Here is a 17,324-nt window from a genome sequence, read left to right on the forward strand (position 1 = left end):
GCTGCGCCGTGGAGGAGACTCCGGCCATGGTGACCCTCGGTACAGGTCCGGTACCCGCTGACTCCCACATGCACGATGAGGGCGGTGAGGATGACGAGCACTCCGACGGGGACGAGCTCGCGCCGTGGTGGCGCGATCGAGGTGTCCTGATCCCGGTCGCGGCCGGAGTTCTGCTCGCGGTCGGCTACCTCCTCGAGTGGACCGGGTTCCCGGTCGCGGGAACGATCGTGCTGGCGGCGAGCCTGCTGGCTGGAGCGTCGACGTTCGTTCCGAGCGCGGTGCGGCGCCTGCTGCGCGGGAAGCTCGGTGTGAGCCTGCTGATGACGATCGCGGCCGTCGGCGCGGTCCTCCTCGGCCACGTCGGAGAGGCCGCCGCCCTGGCCTTCCTGTTCTCCATCGCGGAAGCCCTCGAAGACCGGGCGATGGACAAGGCGCGCGACGGGTTGCGGGCGCTGCTCGATCTGATCCCGCAGACGGCAACCGTCTCCCGTCTGCACGGCGACGTGACCATTCCGGCGCGGGAGCTGCGCGAGCTCGACATCCTCGTCGTCCGACCGGGTGAGCGGGTGGCCACCGACGGTGTCGTGGTGTCGGGGCGCACCAGCCTGGACACGTCTGCGATTACCGGCGAGTCGATACCGGTCGAAGTGGGTCCAGGCGACGCCGTTACCGCCGGTTCCATCAACGGGGGCGGTGCTTTGCAGATCGAGGCGACCGCCGCTGGAACCGACAACTCGTTGACGACGATCGTGAAGCTCGTCGAGCAGGCCCACGCACGAAAGGGCGACCGCGCCCGTCTGGCTGACCGCATCGCGAAGCCTCTCGTGCCCGCCGTGTTGATCCTCTCCGCAGGCATCGCCCTGTTCGGTGTCCTGATCGGGGACCCGGGGACGTGGACGGAGCGCGCTCTCGTGGTCCTCGTCGCCGCCTCGCCGTGCGCTCTGGCGATCGCCGTCCCGGTGACCGTCATCTCCGCGATCGGCTCGGCGAGCCGGTTCGGTCTGATCATCAAGTCCGGCGAAGCCTTCGAACGACTGGGCACGGTGCAACTCGTCGCGTTCGACAAGACGGGCACTCTCACCCGCAACAGCCCCATCGTCACTCATGTCGCCACCGCGGACGGCGTCACCCGCGACGAGGTCCTCGCCCTCGCGGCAGCACTGGAGAAGCGCAGCACCCATCCCCTCGCTGCGGCGATCGTCGCGGCGGCATCCCTCCACCCTCAGGCAGATGATGTCGTCGAGCATCCTGGAGACGGCCTCACGGGCACTGTCGACGGCACCCCGATCCGGGTGGGAAGCCCGCGCTGGGTGCCCGCCGACGCTCTCACCGCGCAGCTCGAAGCGATGGAATCCGAAGGGATGACAGCGGTCGTCGTCGAACAGGCCGATTCGGTTCTGGGCATCATCGGCATCCGAGACGAACTGAAGCCGGAAGCGGCCGCCACCATCGCGGAACTCAAACGTCATCACATCCGCGCCCTGATGCTCACCGGCGACAACACCCGCACTGCGCACGCCCTCGCGCAGCAGGCCGGGATCTTCGAGGTGCGTGCGGAGCAGAAGCCTGACCAGAAGGCCGCGGCGATCGAGGAGTTCCGTCGGCATCGACGAGTCGCGATGATCGGTGACGGGATCAACGACGCGCCCGCGCTGGCGACCGCGGATGTAGGAATCGCGATGGGCGCCACCGGGTCCGCGGCCGCCATCGAATCCGCAGATGTCGCCTTCACCGGCACGGACCTGCGCCTGATCCCCGCCGCGCTGCTCCACGCCAGACGCGGTCGACGCATCATGACCGCGAACCTGATCCTCGCTCTCGGCGTGATCATCGTCCTCTTCCCCCTCGCTCTCACCGGTGTGCTGGGGCTGGCAGGAGTGGTCCTCGTGCACGAGCTGGCGGAGGTCGTCATCATCGCCAACGGAGTGCGCGCGGCCCGCCGCCACACCCCGCTCACTCCACAGCCCGCGCTACAAGCGAGCAGCCGGTGACATCACTGACCGAGCTCACGGGAGTCTGCGCCGCCGCCCGGACACGGCGCCGTCCGACGCGTCCTCGGAGAGGACTGCTACTGTCCCCCCTCGAGCGCCCCGGCATCCCGCCCAAGGTGTTCACGGCACAGCGTGGCGCGCCGGTCCCGAGGCGTGTCGCCTCCCGCACCGCCCCCTGACGGTTTGGATACCACTTTGGCCGACCCCGCCGCTACCTCCTCCGACTCTGCGAACCCTCCCGAGACATCACCTCGTCGGCCGAGTCGGCGGACCGTGATCCTGGGAGCCGTGAGCGCGGGCGTCGGCGTCGCCGTGCTCGGTGCCGGCGGCTACGCCGCGTACCAGGCTCTTGCACCCCGCGACTCCGACGTCGCCGGTGTCGCTGGCGACCCGGAGGCGATGCCTGCGGAGCGTGAACTGCTGGTGGGCGTCCCTGCGCCTGTCCCCTCGTTCGGGCCCAACGGCACCCACTGGCCCTCCCGGACGCCGTGGATCACCGGCGATGTCGACCTTGAGGTGGAGGTCGAGTGCTCGTGGTCCGCGATCAGCGACGCGATCACCGCCGCAGTGGAGGGGACGGGTCCGTCCGAGACGGTGCGGATCCTCGTCGCTCCCGGCGAGCTCGCCGGTGGCGGCGCAGGGTCGAGTTCGTCACCGATGATGCAGGACGTCGGATCCCTCGACCGTGAGAACCGCATTCTCGTCTACCCCCGTGACGGTTGGGGTACGGTCACCACCAGTGACGCCTGGCGTCTTCTGCGCGTGCACGGCGTCGCCGTGGGCGGCATCGTCACCACCGGGGGGTTCCTCGCCTCCGGCTGCACCGGTTCTGCGTTCACCCGCATCACGACCACCGCGTACAACGTCTACGGCGTCGACGACGTCGAGTTCACTGAGAACATCGAGCTCGTCGAGATCGTCGTCCCGGACGCGCAGCTGCGAGACGAAGACGTGTCCAGCATGCGCACCCCCACGGATGGCGCCGGCGGTCTGCGCTTCATTTACCGCATCGGGTGCCACACCGCTCCTGCCTACAAAGCGGACGGATCCGACGCCCACACCGACACGGTCCAGCTCTCCGGGCAGGGCGGCAACTACTACGGCGACATCACGAGCATCGACTGCATCGACTTCGCCTCCTCGAACACGGCGTTCCAGATCGGCTCGGCCGCGAGAGTGCGCTTCGAGCACTGCCTCGTCGTGGGCGCAGAGACGGTCCAGCGGGTCTTCCCGCTGCTGGAGGGCGCCGACACCGGAGGGAACTTCGGCGCGGTGAACGGCCCCGGAACCGACTTCGGCTGCACCGCCGTGGACAGCATCTTCATCGGACCGGTGGGAGCGGCGACCTGGGCGTCCGTGTCGAACTCCACCGTCGGCTACGAGAGCACCGGCGACGCCCCCCAGGACGGCGAATGGATCATCGACCCGTCGATCCTCGGCTGGAGCGCGGATGATGTCCGCGAGCGCAGCCCCGCGATCACGGGCGACTACCTCACCTCCATCTGGACCTAACTCGGTGACAGGACGGATCGCGGTCGGCTGGACGGCCGGCAGGAGCTCGGGGGCGTCGGCCAGTAGCCTGTGCCGAGAGCGGCGCGACGCGATATCGCGATCCCGCTGCTCGAGTGGACGGGTGATGTGATGACGACTCGCGGCGCGCGGACCGTGCGCGGCATCGTCGCTGCGCTCGTTGCGACACTGCTCGCGTTGGTGTCTCACTCGATCGCCGACGGATCAGCCCCCAGCCGACTCGGCGTTCTCCTGGCACTCGCGTTCGCGGTCCCGGTGTGCATCGCTCTCGCCGGCCGACGGCTCTCGCGCGTGCGCCTGAGCGTGTCGGTGCTGATCAGCCAGTTCGCGTTCCACGCGGCGATGATGCTGGGCAACCCGGCGACCACACCCGCGTCGCCCGCCGCGCCGGAACGCGCCGGGCACCACCAGAACGCGGGCGTTCCGGCTCTGGACCTGGCGAACTCTGTGACCCACGCGGACCACAACACCCTCATGTGGGGAGCGCACCTCCTTGCCGCGATCGCGACGATCTTCGCGCTGCGGATGGGCGAACGCGCGTTCTGGAGCATCCTCCGGCGTCAACAGTTCGAAACGGTTCAGGCGCTGTTCGCGTTCACGCTCGAACCGGTACCCACCGGCGAGAGAGCCCCGGCGACTGCTGCAGTGACGGTGCGCCCGCGGCTGGTGACGTTGTCGACGATGAGGCATCGAGGGCCGCCGGTCGCTGCTGCCTGAGCGCAGCCACCGCCCGCACTCTTCTCACCCTTCTCGGGCTGCTTCGTCGCGCCCGCCCCACGGAAAGATTTTCTTGTGTCCACACGATCCACTCTCACCGCGGTGACCGCGCTCAGCGCCGGCATCGCCCTTGCAGTAGCCGCCCCGCTCTCCGCGTCCGCGCACATCAGCATCACCCCGAACGCCACCGATCCCGGAGCCTCGGAGAACTTCACGTTCAAAGCCGTGAACGAGTCCGAGACCGCGATGACCACCGCGGTGACCGTGTCCCTCCCGACCGACACTCCGATCGTGTCGGTGCGCTACCTGCCGACCCCGGGGTGGAGCACGTCGGTCGTGGAGAGCACGCTCCCGGAACCGGTGACGGTCGGCGGGAACGAGATCATCGAGGCGCCGACCAGCATCGTCTTCACCGCTGATGCGGGGAGCGAGATCCAGCCGGGTCAGTTCATGCAGTGGACCGTCTCGCTGGGCCCGATCCCGGAGACCGGGAGCCTGCTGTTCCCGGCCGTGCAGTCCTACAGCGACGGGACGAGCGTCGACTGGGTCTCGACCGCGGAGGAGGTCGAGGCCGATACCTCGTTGAAGTCCGCCCCTGTGCTCTACGTGCAGGACGAACCGGCTGAAGACGATCACGGCGGATCGAGCACGACCGCCGATTCCACCGACAGCGTCGACGCCACGGCGTCTGCGTCCGGGATGGGTGCTGAGTCGGGCCTGGCCCTCGGGCTGAGCATCGCGGCCCTGCTGCTCGGGGTGGTGGGGGCTGCGTTCGGCGCCATCGCCCTGTTCGGTCGGAAGCGAGCGCGCGGATGACCGGTCGCCTCGCCGGGAGGGCCGCGGTCACTGCAGCCGCGACGCTGCTGCTCGCCCTGGTCGTAGCGCCCGCGGCTGCAGCTCACGACTCGGTGCTCGGCAGCAGCCCCTCCCCCGACGAGCAGGTGACGGAGGTGACGGAGGTCTCGTTGTCCTTCAATGACACCCTGCTGGATCTGGGAGGCGCGAGCAACGCGTTCGCGATCCAGGTGCTCGGCCCGGACGGCCGCTACTACTCGGAGGGATGCGTCGCCTTGGACGGGTCCACCGTGTCGGTGCCGGCGGCGCTCGGGGCGCCGGGCGAGTACGAGGTGCGGTGGCAGGTGGTGTCCTCCGACGGTCACCCGACCTCCGACAGCTACACCTTCGACTACGCTCCCGACGCGACCGCGCCCGCCGCCGAGGGCGCCGCAACGGCTGCCCGCTGCGGAACCGATGGTGAGAGCGAGAGCACCACGCAGACTCCAGCTGCCGCGTCCGATCCGGGGTTCGATGCGGCTCCGGTGATCACGGGGCTGTCCATCGGAGTCGGCGCGATAGCGGTCGCGACGGCGATCACGGTCTTCGTGATCGGCCGGATGCGACGCCGCAGCTGACCCGACGGGCCCGCCCCCGCTTGGGGCGGGCCCGTCATCCCCTGACAACGTACGAACGAACGAAGGGCACGCTGATGACCCTCGCGTCGCTGTTCGCGAGCCTCCCGGACGCGCCGCCGTCCCTGGACAGCTTCCTCACCCTCTCCGCCAGCGCATTCCCGGTCTGGGGCCTGTTCGGGATCCTGCTGGCGGGCGTGTACGTCATCGGGGTCGCGCGGCTCTGGTGGACGCGGCGACGGTGGCCGTGGTGGCGGATGGTGAGCTTTCTCCTCGGGTGCGCGATCCTCGTGGTCACGATGGCCAGCGGTCTGGAGGACTACGGCCGGGAGATGTTCTCGATCTTCATGTTCCAGCAGCTGACGTTGATGATGGCCATTCCACCGCTGCTCGTGCTCGGCTCGCCGGGCACCCTCCTGCTGCGCGCGACACCGCATCGATGGCCGGGACGCGTCGTGCTGCTCACCGCTCTCGCGCTGCTGCGTGCGCGCACGTCACGGCTGCTGTTGCATCCGGGGTTCACCATTCCGCTGTTCCTGCTGCTGTTTTACGGGCTGTACTTCAGCGATCTGGACGAGTTGCTGCTGGACAGTGCTGCCGGTCATCTCGGGTTGGAGGTGCTGTTCTTAGCAGCCGGTGTCGTGTTCGCTGTTCCGCTGCTGTCGGCGGATCCGCTGCCGGTGCGTCAGACGCATCTGGGGCGCATGTTCGACCTGTTCGCGGAGATGCCGTTGCACGCGTTCTTCGGGGTCATCGTCATGATGTCCGCGAGCGCGTTCGTCGCCGCGTTCCAGGCTCCGGCGTCGTGGGGCGTGGATCCGATCGCGGACCAGCAGATCGCGGGCGCGCTCGCGTGGTCCTACGGGGAACTGCCGAGCCTGCTGATCGTGCTGCTGCTGCTCGTGCGGTGGCAGCGGGATGACACTCGGGCCGCTCGAGCGGCGGATCGCGCCGGAGATGAGAACGGCACCCCAGACCTGGATGCGTACAACGAGTACCTGCAGGGCTTGAATCGGCGGGCAGGTGCCCCTCAATCACCACCCGACGTGCGCTGACGCCGTGACGAGGCGGGCCGTCGGATGCCACTCAGAGTGAGGACGGCGGCCGTCAGGACAGGTGCGAGGACGCTGAGGGTGATACCGCCTGCGAGAGCGGTACGCAGGGACATCGCTGGAGTGACGGCGGCGACCAGGGGCACTGTGTCGGTGAAGGCTCCGGGGGTGAACGCCGGGATCCGGGCCCCCGTGGAACCGTCGGGGAGGATCGTCTGGCTCTGCCCGACGGTGGAGACGTTGACGATCGTCCTGCCGGTCTCGATCGCGCGCACGCGAGCGATCGCGAGTTGCTGCGCGGACTCGTCGGTGCGCCCGAAATCGGCGTTGTTGGTCTGCGCGAAGATGACCTGCGCGCCTCCGGCGATCATCTCGTCGAAGAGACGGTCATCGACGATGTCGAAACACAGCGACACTCCGGCGATGGTGCCGGCGACCGCGACCGCCGGTGAGAGCGCACCGATCTCGTAGTCCCGCTGCACCAGGCCGATCAGATCCGGTGCCAGACGCGACCAGAACGCGCGGTCTGGGACGTACTCCCCGAACGGCACCGGATGCTTCTTGTCATAGAGACCAGCGGCTCCATCCGGTGTCCAGACGAGGGAGCTGTTGTAGTAGCGGCCCTCGCGGGTGGTGATAGATCCGACGATCACCGGCGCTTGAAGCTCGGCAGCGAGCTCGGAGAGTCGCCGGGCGGTCGCCGGTGAAGTGAGAGGGTCCTCGTCCATGCTGTTCTCCGGCCACAGCACAACGTCCGCGACCCCCGCCGTTCGCGGGGTGGCGTTGATCTGCGCGTCGAGCAGCTCACCCGGATCTCGGGCATCGAAGTAACCGGCGGGCCCCGCCCCCTGCACGGCCGTGACGCGCAGCTGCCCGGACGGCACTGCCTCCCACACGGGCACCGCCACCAGCGCGGCCCCGACTGCTGTCGCCGCCAGAGCAAGGACCGCCGGCCGGTCCGGGAGCCACTGCTGCAGCTGCAACAGGAACACGATGCACGCGACGACAACGAAACTGAAGCCGCTCACCCCGATCCAGGCAATCACGGGAGCGAGCGGACTCTCCGACTGCGAGTACGCCAGCCTGCCCCACGCGAACCCTCCGTACGGCCACGACCCGGCAACGACCTCCCGACCCACCCATACGCCGGCGACACCTACGGGGAGCAGGATCAGCCGCCCCAGCCGGGTCGGCCAGAATCGTTCGATCAGAGACCACAGTCCCGAGATCGCGCCCGCGCCCACCGCGAAGAACGCGGCTTCGAGGAGCGAGAGCGCCAGCCACGGGACAGGGCCGAGGTACTCCGACGTCCAGGCGACGTGGGTGAGGTAGAACACGGTTCCCGTGACCGCACCGAGCACCGCTCCCGCCCGAATCGTCCGGCCGCGCAAGAGCGTCATCAACACGGCCACACCGAGCAGGGTCGCCGGCCACACGCTCACACCCGGGAAGCCCACATCCAACAGCACGCCCGCGAGAGCAGCCCTCACCAGATCCAGGGCACGACTCGACCGGGCCGGCGCGCGAAGCGGCACGCTCACTCGAACCGGCACACTCAGGGACAGGCGGGCGCTCACTCAGCAGCCGGCGGCTCACCGCCGACGCTCGCAGTTCTCGGCGTCGTCCGGCGCACGAGGAAGAGGACGACGATCGCGAGCACCACGAAGAATCCCAGCGCGATGCCCACCAGCACGAACGCCGGGATGGGGGCGACGTAGGGGGCGAACAGAGACTCCGGCGCGGCTGAGACCGTCGCGGTGTTCGCGCAGGCCGGCGGCTGAGCGACGCCAGTCCTCGCCGCGGTCTCAGCGGGGCGCTCGTACGTGAAGCCGTACTCCGCGGTCGAGACGTGCCCGTCCTCGGTGACGATCTTCGCCGCCACGAGGTACCGGCCGCTCTCGCCCAGAGCGATGCCGGTGGTCACGGACTCGTTGTTCACATCGGCGCAGCCGTTGGAGTAGAACAGGTTGTCGTCTTCTCGCACCACCTGCACGAGTGAGACGTTGTTGGTCGGGTCGGAACCGACCTCATGCCCGAAGGTGAGTGTGACTTCCGACGGTGCCACGGTGACTGTCGCGTCCGCGGAGGGACTGCTGGATTGAACTCCCGTGTGAGCCGCTGCCGGCGCAGCCGGAAGTAGCACGGCGAATGCAGCAACGGCCGCCAGGACGACGCCGAACAGGACGGGGCGACCCCGTCGGGTGGGGGCGGAGAGCGGCATCAAGTCGTCCTGTTCCGTGTAGCGGGGCTCTCCAAGGCGGAGACGCGGGAAGGAGCGCAGTCTGCGACCCGTCCGCTGATGATCTTCGATCCCTAACCTCGTAGCCACCAACAGCTGTTCTTGGTACGCTACGTCGAAATTTGCCTGCCTACACCGCAGGCTTCTTCGACGCTATCGGGAAGATGCCATCGTGACGAACCTGCAACCAGACGCTTCGCGCGCTGGTGTGCAGCGAACCCTCACGCTGCTCTTCCTCGTCGTCCTGACCGCGCTCGCGCTGCTGCTCGGACATCCTCTCGAGCGCCTCCACGACGCGGTTCCCGCCGACACCACGGTCGCCGCAGCCGCGACGACGACGGGGGACGCCGAAGTTCTCACCGCGAGCGTGGCAGCGCTCACCGATGCGGCGACGCTCGGTGGTGTCGCTGAGCTGTGCGCGCTGCTGGCGGTCGTCTGCGCGGTCATCGTGATCGTCGTCGCCCTCGCCGCCCGCGCACGGCCCGGGCAGGGCTCCATCGCCAGCACGGCACCGCCGGCGTCCGCACCGTCGTTCTTCACGACCGCTGCACGAGCACGGCTGAGCCTCTCCGCCAGCTGCGTCCCTCTTCGGCTGTAGGCCGTCGCCACGGATCTGAGCCCCGTCTCGATCGGCGCGCACTTGCGCGCCCGCGACACGGAGTCAGGTCACGACGACCGACCTCTCGCCGACCCTGGACGTGCAATGCCCCTCTCTTCCTCCGTTCCCCCGGCCACCCCCGGAACCCGCCGCGCCGCCATCGCGCTCGAACACCGAACCCGCCCGCCCCGTCGCCGACCGGCCCGTCCGACGCCGCAGCCCCAACCAATCTCCCGCCGAGTCCTCCCGGCGGCGGCCGCGTTCTCGGCGATCGCGCTCGCCACCGTCATGGCCCTCCCGGGCACGCTGCTGCCCGCCTCCAGTGCGGCCGCCTCGCAGACCCCGGGAGTCGCCGCCGCGGTCAGCGCGCAAGCCTTCGTCGCCTCCGACCTGCCTGACAGCATCGTCATCCGCGACAACTTCACTGCCGCCGCTGCACCCGCACGCATCGTCGAGGTCACCACCGAGACGACCGACGCCGTGGACCCCCTCGCCGCGACCGACGACGATTCGGAAGCAGCAACCGAGACCGGATCCACGGCGACCGAGCTCTCCAGCGGCTCCGTGCGCTGGCCCTTCCCTGTCGGCGTGCGCATCTCCGATGACTACGGCCCTCGAGTGGCGCCGTGCAGCGGCTGCTCCACCTTCCACAAAGGCCTGGACATGACCCCCGGCGCCGGCACCCCGATCAGCGCCGTCGCCGACGGCGTGGTCCGCGAGACCGGCGAGACCGACACCGGATTCGGCAACTACGCCGTCATCGACCACGTCGTCGACGGCGAACTCGTGAGCACCCTCTACGCCCACATGGAGTGGGGATCCCTCACCGTCTCCGAAGGGCAACCCGTGAAGGCCGGTCAGCGTCTGGGCGCTGTCGGATCCACTGGTCAGAGCACCGGACCCCACCTGCACCTGGAGGTGTGGGCGGGCGGCACCGACCCCATCGACCCCTACGCCTGGCTCTCGAACAATGCGGGATAGAACCGCACCGCGACTCACCAACAAGTGCAAGACTGTTCATATGTTCATTCATGCAGCTATTGAGGGTGGTGCTCGTGGGATCTGATCACGCTCACGGGTCCGCCGTGTCCGCCGCCGGCAAGCACCGTCGGCCCCTCGTCATCGCGTTCTGCCTCACGGCGGCGTACATGGTGGTCGAGTTCGTCGTCGGGTTCTCCGTCAACTCGCTCGCGCTCATCTCCGACGCCGCCCACATGGGCACCGACGTCCTCGGGCTCGGGATGGCGCTGGCGGCGATCACGCTCGCCTCCCGCCCCGCGACCTCGCAGCGCACCTACGGCTTCTACCGGCTGGAGGTCCTCGCGGCGTTGGCGAACGGGATCCTGCTGTTCGCGGTCGCCGGGTACGTGATCTTCGAGGCTGTGCAGCGCTTCTCCGAACCGCCCTCGGTTCCGGGAGCGCCGCTGCTGATCACCGCGGTGATCGGGCTGATCATCAACCTGATCAGCTTCCGGCTGCTGATGGCGGGATCGAAGGAGAGCCTGAACCTCAAGGGCGCCTACCTCGAAGTGATGGGCGACCTGCTCGGATCCGTCGGCGTGATCGTCGCCGCGATCATCCTGCTCACCACGGGCTGGCCGTACGCGGACCCGATCATCGGTGTCGGCATCGGACTGTTCATCCTGCCCCGCACCTGGAACCTCACCCGCCAGGCGCTGCGGATCCTGATGGAGTCCGCTCCCGACGACGTCGACATGCCCGCCATTCAGCGCGACGTCCTCGCTGTGCCGGGCGTGGTCGCGCTGCACGATCTGCACGTGTGGACCATCACCTCCGGGATGGACAGCGCGAGCGGGCACATCGTCCTCGAACGCGGCGCCGACTACGAGAAGGTCCTCGCCGGGGTCCTCGTCGTCCTCAAGGACACTCACCACATCGAGCACGTCACGATCCAGTGCGAGCCCGAAGAGTTCTCCGAGACCACGAACCTGATCTAGGCACCGATGAGCACCGACACCCCCGACTCCCCGCCCGCAGCGCCCGTCGCCGCGCTTCCCGTCGACGCGATGCCCTCGACCGCGATGATCGAGGATCTCGCCGACGTCTTCGGGCTCCTCGGCGATCCCGGACGTCTGCGGATCCTCATCACGCTGCTCCCCGGGCCGCGGACCGTCGGCGAGCTCGCGGAGCACAGCGGTCTCAGCCCCTCCGCGACCTCGCACGCGTTGCGGCTGCTGCGCTCGCACCGCGTCGTCGAGGTGCACCGCGAAGGCCGGAGCGCGTCGTACGCGATCGCTGATGAGCACGTGCGCGAGTTCCTCGAACGCGGGCTCGAGCACATCGGTCACACCGTCCTCGTGCACACCCTCCCCCGCACCTCCCACACCGAGACCGACGAGCGCTCCGGCACGGACTGCTCCCGCGAACCCTGACCCGAGCATCCCCTGCTCCACCGTTTCTGCCGACCTCCGGCCTGACAGAAAGCACCCCATGAAAACCAGCACCAAGGTCAACCTCATCGCGATCGGCGCCGTCGTCCTGATCGTCGCGGTCATCGCGGCGATCACGACGTTCCGCCCGTTCTCGCCCTCACGCGAGGAGGTCGCCGCGTCGACCGCGGTGCTGGAGGAGAACACCCACCGTCTCGACGTCGCCGAGAACGGGGAGGTGACGCTGGTGGAGTTCCTCGACTTCGAATGCGAGGTCTGCGGGCAGGTGTACCCGACCATCGAGGAACTGCGGGAGGAGTACGCCGGCCGGGTCACGTTCGCGACCCGCTACTTCCCGATCCCCTCGCACCGCAATTCGAAGAACGCGGCGATCGCGGTCGAGGCCGCCGCGCAGCAGGACCGGTTCGAGGACATGTACGACCGGATGTTCCAGACGCAGGCCAGCTGGGGTGAGAGCCAGGACTCCAAGGCCGACGTGTTCCGCGGCTTTGCCGAGGAGCTCGGGCTGGACATGGCCCAGTTCGATGCCGACGTCGCCGACCCGGCCACCGCCGAGCGCGTCGATTTCGACTTCCGAGCCGGTCAGGACCTCGGCGTGCAGGGCACCCCCACCATCTTCGTCAACGACAAGGCGATCGATCTTCAACGACTCGGCGACATCAAGGCGGCCCTCGACGCCGCGCTCGCCTCGTGACCGGCGTCCCGCGACGCACCCTGCTCACCCTCCCGGTGGTCGCGGCCGTCGCGCTGGCCACGACCGGCTGCGCCCAGGATGAGCTGTCGGAGCAGTACCGGACCGGGTCGAACAAGAACTACGTCGCTGGTGACGGGACCGTCGTCGAGTGGCCGGCCGAGACGCGGGGCGAGCCGGTGGAGTTCACCGGGCTCAGCGAGACGGGCGAGACGATCACGGCCGAGGACTATCGCGGCACGGTCCTGGTCGTGAACTTCTGGTACGCCGCCTGCGCCCCCTGCCGCGCGGAAGCACCCGATCTGCAGGCCTTGTACGAGCAGTACACCGGGCAGGGTGCTGAGTTCCTCGGCGTCAACGTGCGCGACCAGGCCGACACCGCGGCCGCCTTCGCCCAGACGTACGGCATCACTTACCCCTCGATCGTCGATGTCGACGCGGGCGCGCAGCTCGCGTTCTCCGGGAAGTTCGCTGCGAACGCCGTCCCCACCACGATCGTCCTGGACGCGGAGGGGCGCCCCGCGTCCCGCATTCTCGGACGAGTCACCGCCCGCTCCATCCTCGACACCCTCATCGCGGACACGATCGCGGAGTCGGCGCCGTGAATTGGAGCGAGACCGTCTTCGCCGGCCAGCTGCTGCTCGCGGCGCCCATCGCGATCCTCGCGGGACTGGTGTCTTTCGCGTCTCCGTGCGTGCTCCCCCTCGTTCCCGGCTACCTCGCCTACATCGGCGGGAACCCCGACCTCGCCACCGGCAGCCGCCGACGGCTGCTGCTCGGGGTGGGACTGTTCATCGGCGGCTTCGCCGTCGTGTTCACCGCCTACGGCGCCGCGTTCGGTGCCCTGGGCACGTGGCTGCTGCAATGGCAGGACGTGATCACGCGGATCCTGGGGGCGTTCGTGATCCTCATGGGCGTCGTGTTCATCGGACAGATCCGCTTCCTGCAACGCACCATCAAGCCGCGATGGAAGCCCGCGACCGGGCTGCTCGGCGCGCCCCTTCTCGGCGTCGTCTTCGGCCTGGGCTGGACGCCCTGCTTCGGCCCCACCCTCGCCGCGATCTCCGCCCTCAGCCTCGACGGCGCCTCCGCCGGCCGCGGCGCCCTTCTCGGGCTGCTCTACTGCCTCGGCTTGGGGATCCCGTTCCTGCTCATCGCCCTCGGCTTCTCCTGGGCGAGCACCGCGACAGCGTTCCTCAAACGCCACATCCGCACCATCAACCTCCTCGGCGGAGCGCTGCTCATCCTCATCGGCGCCGCCATGCTCACAGGCCTGTGGACCGAGGGGATCTACCGCCTCCAGAACCTCATCAACGGCTTCGTCACCCCCATCTGACCCCGCACATGACGCACACACCCCGGACCTCCCCGAACGACGAGACGAGCCACCCCGCCGTGCCCAGCACACACACCGCCCTCGACGAAGCGCCGCAGCGCCCCTCACGGACGACCCGCGTCGCGCTGATCCTCGGCGCGCCCCTCGCAGCCGGCGCCGCACTGCTCGCCCTCGCCGCGACCGGCGCCCTGGACCCCGACCGGCTCCTCATCGACCCCGGCGTCGTCGCGACCCGCGGCCTGCCCCTCGCCCGCGTCCTGCACGACCTCGCCGCAACGCTCACCATGGGCCTGCTCCTCGTCGCCCTTCTCCTGCCCCGCTCGAACCGTCCCGGGGACGCGGTCCGGGAGACGGCGATCCGGTGGGCGTCCTGGGCGGCCGCCGCCTGGGTCCTCTCCGCCGCCGCGGTCCTCGTGTTCACCGTCGCCAACGCGATCGGCGCCCCCGTCAGCTCCCCCACGTTCCCCGCGCAGCTGTGGTTCTACATCACCCAGCTCGAGCTCGGTCAGGTCCTGCTGCTCTCCCTCGCCGCCGCCGCGGCCGTGCACGTGATCACCCTGCTCACCCCCGACCGGGCGTGGAGTGTCGCTGCGTTCGCGCTCGCCCTGTTCGCTCTGCTCCCGCTCGCGTTGACCGGTCACGCGGCCGGCGCCGACGAGCACATCAACGCCGTGAACAGCCTCGCCGTGCACCTGATCGGGGTGACCCTGTGGGCTGGAGGCCTGCTCGGCGTCGTCCTCCTCGCCCGACACCTCGGCGCGGCTCTTCCCGACGTCGCCGAACGGTACTCGCGGGTCGCCGGGTTCGCGTTCGCCGCCGTCGCCCTCTCCGGGATCATCAACGCCTCCCTCCGCCTTTCCGACCCCACCGATCTCGCCACCCCCTACGGGACCCTGCTGATCATCAAGACCACCGCCCTGCTGGCACTCGGCGCTATCGGCGCGTGGCACCGCGCCCGCGTGCTGCCCGGCCTGCGAGTCGAGGACCGGCGTCGCCGGGCGTTCCTGCGCCTGGCCGCGGTGGAGCTGGTGATCATGGCCGCCACGATCGGCGTGTCCGTGGCCCTCTCCCTGTCCGAGACCCCGATCGGTGACGCGACGGTGAACGATCCCCGCCGTAACCTCCTCGGCTACCCCTACCCCGACCCGGTCACCGTCGCCCGCCTGTTCACCTCCTGGCACCTGGACTGGATCGGCCTCGCCGCCGCCGTGTCCGTGGCCTTCTGGTACCTGCGCACTCTCACGCGGCTGCGCCGCATCGGCCGCACTTGGCCTCTCCGGCGCACGATCGCCTGGTGCGCAGGCGTGCTGGTTCTGCTCTGGGCGACGAACGGTGGACCCGGCGTCTACGCCCAAGTGCACCTCAGCACCCTCCTCGGACAGCACCTGCTTCTCGCCGCCGTCGTCCCCGCGCTGCTCGTCGCCGGGAGACCGGTCGATCTTCATCGCGCGAACCGCGCTGCACACCTGCCGCCGTTCGCCCTCCCTCGTGCGTCACGCCGGTCCGGCGTTCTCGTGCAGGTGCTGCGGCGTCCCAGCGTCGCCGTGGTCCTGTTCTTCGCGAACCTCACCGCGTACTACGGCACCGACTGGCTGCAATGGTCGCTGTTCTTCTACCAGGGGCGTGCCGCGATCATCGCCACCAGCATCACCACCGGACTGCTGCTCGCCGCTGCCCTCTCCCGTCGTCCCGGACGCACCAGCGACGCCATCGAGCAACTGCTCGCCCTGCTCGCCACCGTGGCCGGATTCCTCCTCCTCGGCTGGACGCTGCGCGACACCGACAGCATCCTCGCGCCGTCGTGGTGGATCGCGATGCTCTACCCCGACGACGCCGTCCTCTTCGATCAGGGCCGCGCGGGCGCAGTCGCTCTCATCGCCGCGACCGTCACCGCCCTGACGACCAGCGCGCTCCTCAACCTCGCTCGACGACCCCGACGCACGACGGAGGCCTCCGCATGACCCGCCACCAGCACACCCCGCGCCGCAGGGTCCACCGCTTCGCGGTCTCCGCGGTCGCCCTCAGCGTCCTGCTGGCCGTTCTCGCTCCCGCTCCGGCGATGGCGGCGGAGTTTCCGAGCTGGGAGGACGTCGAAGCGGCTCGCTCCAGCGAGACCAGTAAGCAGGCGCAGATCGGGGAGATCACCGCGCTGCTCACCGAGCTCCGCTACAACGCCGACACCGCGCGCAGCGCCCAGGACGCGCGCGTCGCCGACTACGAGAAGGCGCAGGCGACTCTCGACGACGCCACCTACCGAGCCGACGAGCTCCAGGCGGACGCGGACGAGGCGACCGCCCTCGCGGAGCAGTCCCGGAAGCAGGCCGGTCAGCTCGCGTCTACCCTCTCCCGCGCCGGTGGCACGAATCTCACTCTCGCGCTGCTGACCAGTCCCGACAGCGGCAGCCTGCTCGATCAGCTCGCATCGATGACCAAGCTGACGGAGAAGACCGACGCGATCTACACGACCGCCCGCACCGACTCCAACACCGCCACCGCCCTCACCTCGCAGGCAAACATCGCCCGCGATGCTCTCGCGGACCTCGCGGTCGCCGCGGATGCCGCTCTCGCCGATGCGATCGCCGCGCGCGAGGCCGCCGACACGCGAGTGCAGGAACAGCAGGATTACGAGAGCACCCTCCGCAGCCAACTCGCCGTTCTCACCGAGAACCGCGCCGCGACCGAAGCCGACTATGAGACAGGCGAGGACGCGCGCCGCGCCGCGGAAGCAGCCCGCGCGGCCGAGGAAGCCGCCCGCATTGCTGCCCAGGCCGAAGCCGCCAGAATTGCCGAAGCTGCCCGCGCCGCTGCGCCAGCCAGCAGCGCTCCGGCCGGAGGCACGGCACCCGCAGGTGGCGGGGCGCCGGTCGCCGGCCCTTCTTCCCAGGGGTGGGTGAAGCCCGTCTCCGGCCGCATCAGCAGCCCCTTCGGACCCCGCCCGCAACAGCCCGTCGCCGGCGTGAACCCCTTCCACTACGCGACCGACATCGTCGCCAGCTGCGGAACTCCCGTCGCCGCCGCCTCTAGCGGCACCGTCTCCTACTCGGGCGCCTTCGGCAGCTACGGCAACTGGGTCCTCCTCGATCACGGCAACGGGATCCAGACCGGCTACGCCCACAACTCCACCCTCCTCGTCGACGCCGGCCAGACCGTCACCGCGGGCCAGATCATCGCCCTCGTCGGCACCACCGGAGCCTCCACCGGCTGCCACTCCCACTACGAAACCCGCACCGGCGGCGCCCGCGTGGACCCTGAACCGTTCATGCGAGCCCGCGGCGTCACCCTCGGATGATCGACTCCCGCACCAGCGCGGCCCACAGACGTTCACTGATGTCGCCCTTGCCGCGACGTCA

Annotated in this window: 17 protein-coding genes; 15 read left to right on the forward strand and 2 right to left on the reverse strand. The window is 69.5% G+C overall.

Annotated features, from left to right (window positions below; translation table 11 throughout):
• Positions 1-26: 26 nt before the first annotated feature.
• The 6 genes from ASG06_RS17355 (at position 27) to ASG06_RS17380 (ending at position 6,702) form a co-directional block, all read left to right on the forward strand.
• A complete protein-coding gene (locus tag ASG06_RS17355; protein ID WP_082499410.1) occupies positions 27-1,991 on the forward strand; it encodes a heavy metal translocating P-type ATPase in 1,965 nt (654 codons plus the stop codon).
• 288 nt (positions 1,992-2,279) lie between these two features.
• The gene (locus tag ASG06_RS17360) at positions 2,280-3,503 is read left to right on the forward strand and encodes a hypothetical protein (protein WP_156466056.1); all 1,224 of its coding nucleotides are present in this window, start codon (positions 2,280-2,282) and stop codon (positions 3,501-3,503) included.
• A gap of 153 nt (positions 3,504-3,656) precedes the next feature.
• A complete protein-coding gene (locus ASG06_RS17365; protein WP_156466057.1) occupies positions 3,657-4,238 on the forward strand; it encodes a hypothetical protein in 582 nt (193 codons plus the stop codon).
• Positions 4,239-4,313: 75 nt separating this feature from the next.
• Positions 4,314-5,054 carry a YcnI family copper-binding membrane protein gene (locus tag ASG06_RS17370; protein WP_082499411.1) on the forward strand — a complete coding sequence of 247 codons (741 nt, stop codon included), beginning with the start codon at positions 4,314-4,316 and terminating at the stop codon, positions 5,052-5,054.
• On the forward strand, positions 5,051-5,650 hold the full coding sequence (locus ASG06_RS17375) for a copper resistance CopC family protein (protein WP_056045866.1): 600 nt from the start codon (positions 5,051-5,053) through the stop codon (positions 5,648-5,650). The genes ASG06_RS17370 and ASG06_RS17375 overlap by 4 nt, the downstream gene beginning before the upstream one ends.
• Before the next feature lie 74 nt (positions 5,651-5,724).
• A complete protein-coding gene (locus tag ASG06_RS17380; protein WP_056045869.1) occupies positions 5,725-6,702 on the forward strand; it encodes a cytochrome c oxidase assembly protein in 978 nt (325 codons plus the stop codon).
• Here the strand turns inward: ASG06_RS17380 and lnt are convergent.
• Both lnt and ASG06_RS17390 read right to left on the reverse strand, forming a co-directional pair.
• On the reverse strand, positions 6,678-8,276 hold the full coding sequence (lnt, locus tag ASG06_RS17385; RefSeq protein ID WP_082511843.1) for an apolipoprotein N-acyltransferase: 1,599 nt from the start codon (positions 8,274-8,276) through the stop codon (positions 6,678-6,680). The two genes, ASG06_RS17380 and lnt, sit on opposite strands and share 25 nt — an antisense overlap.
• The gene (locus ASG06_RS17390) at positions 8,273-8,920 is read right to left on the reverse strand and encodes a copper resistance CopC family protein (protein ID WP_082499391.1); all 648 of its coding nucleotides are present in this window, start codon (positions 8,918-8,920) and stop codon (positions 8,273-8,275) included. Before ASG06_RS17390 ends, lnt begins: the two co-directional genes overlap by 4 nt.
• A 226-nt stretch (positions 8,921-9,146) precedes the next feature.
• Between ASG06_RS17390 and ASG06_RS17395 the strand changes: the two genes are divergently transcribed.
• From ASG06_RS17395 to ASG06_RS17435, 9 genes are all read left to right on the forward strand, one after another.
• On the forward strand, positions 9,147-9,536 hold the full coding sequence (locus ASG06_RS17395) for a hypothetical protein (RefSeq protein ID WP_056045612.1): 390 nt from the start codon (positions 9,147-9,149) through the stop codon (positions 9,534-9,536).
• A 288-nt stretch (positions 9,537-9,824) separates the two neighbouring features.
• A complete protein-coding gene (locus ASG06_RS17400; RefSeq protein WP_056045616.1) occupies positions 9,825-10,517 on the forward strand; it encodes a M23 family metallopeptidase in 693 nt (230 codons plus the stop codon).
• 74 nt (positions 10,518-10,591) lie between these two features.
• A complete protein-coding gene (locus ASG06_RS17405) occupies positions 10,592-11,494 on the forward strand; it encodes a cation diffusion facilitator family transporter (RefSeq protein WP_056045871.1) in 903 nt (300 codons plus the stop codon).
• 6 nt (positions 11,495-11,500) lie between these two features.
• Complete coding sequence (locus ASG06_RS17410) at positions 11,501-11,929, forward strand: ArsR/SmtB family transcription factor (protein ID WP_197409454.1); 429 nt, start codon at positions 11,501-11,503, stop codon at positions 11,927-11,929.
• Between the two features lie 58 nt (positions 11,930-11,987).
• The gene (locus ASG06_RS17415; RefSeq protein WP_056045621.1) at positions 11,988-12,641 is read left to right on the forward strand and encodes a thioredoxin domain-containing protein; all 654 of its coding nucleotides are present in this window, start codon (positions 11,988-11,990) and stop codon (positions 12,639-12,641) included.
• Positions 12,638-13,243 carry a TlpA family protein disulfide reductase gene (locus ASG06_RS17420; RefSeq protein ID WP_056045624.1) on the forward strand — a complete coding sequence of 202 codons (606 nt, stop codon included), beginning with the start codon at positions 12,638-12,640 and terminating at the stop codon, positions 13,241-13,243. Before ASG06_RS17415 ends, ASG06_RS17420 begins: the two co-directional genes overlap by 4 nt.
• A complete protein-coding gene (locus ASG06_RS17425) occupies positions 13,240-13,974 on the forward strand; it encodes a cytochrome c biogenesis CcdA family protein (protein WP_056045626.1) in 735 nt (244 codons plus the stop codon). The genes ASG06_RS17420 and ASG06_RS17425 overlap by 4 nt, the downstream gene beginning before the upstream one ends.
• A 59-nt stretch (positions 13,975-14,033) precedes the next feature.
• Positions 14,034-15,935, forward strand: coding sequence for a cytochrome c oxidase assembly protein (locus ASG06_RS17430; RefSeq protein WP_156466048.1), 1,902 nt, complete (start codon positions 14,034-14,036; stop codon positions 15,933-15,935).
• Positions 15,932-17,263, forward strand: a complete 1,332-nt coding sequence (locus tag ASG06_RS17435) for a M23 family metallopeptidase (RefSeq protein ID WP_056045632.1) — start codon at positions 15,932-15,934, stop codon at positions 17,261-17,263. The genes ASG06_RS17430 and ASG06_RS17435 overlap by 4 nt, the downstream gene beginning before the upstream one ends.
• The last annotated feature ends 61 nt before the right edge of the window (positions 17,264-17,324 follow it).

The sequence above is a fragment of the Rathayibacter sp. Leaf185 genome, from assembly GCF_001423885.1.
Lineage (GTDB): Bacteria > Actinomycetota > Actinomycetes > Actinomycetales > Microbacteriaceae > Rathayibacter.

Coding starts and splice junctions, on each gene's coding strand:
- ASG06_RS17415 (WP_056045621.1), top strand. CDS start 11,988: ATGAAAACCAGCACCAAGGTCAACCTCATCGCGATCGGCGCCGTCGTC.
- ASG06_RS17435 (WP_056045632.1), top strand. CDS start 15,932: ATGACCCGCCACCAGCACACCCCGCGCCGCAGGGTCCACCGCTTCGCG.
- ASG06_RS17375 (WP_056045866.1), top strand. CDS start 5,051: ATGACCGGTCGCCTCGCCGGGAGGGCCGCGGTCACTGCAGCCGCGACG.
- ASG06_RS17410 (WP_197409454.1), top strand. CDS start 11,501: ATGAGCACCGACACCCCCGACTCCCCGCCCGCAGCGCCCGTCGCCGCG.
- ASG06_RS17400 (WP_056045616.1), top strand. CDS start 9,825: ATGGCCCTCCCGGGCACGCTGCTGCCCGCCTCCAGTGCGGCCGCCTCG.
- ASG06_RS17390 (WP_082499391.1), bottom strand. CDS start 8,920: ATGCCGCTCTCCGCCCCCACCCGACGGGGTCGCCCCGTCCTGTTCGGC.
- ASG06_RS17380 (WP_056045869.1), top strand. CDS start 5,725: ATGACCCTCGCGTCGCTGTTCGCGAGCCTCCCGGACGCGCCGCCGTCC.
- ASG06_RS17355 (WP_082499410.1), top strand. CDS start 27: ATGGTGACCCTCGGTACAGGTCCGGTACCCGCTGACTCCCACATGCAC.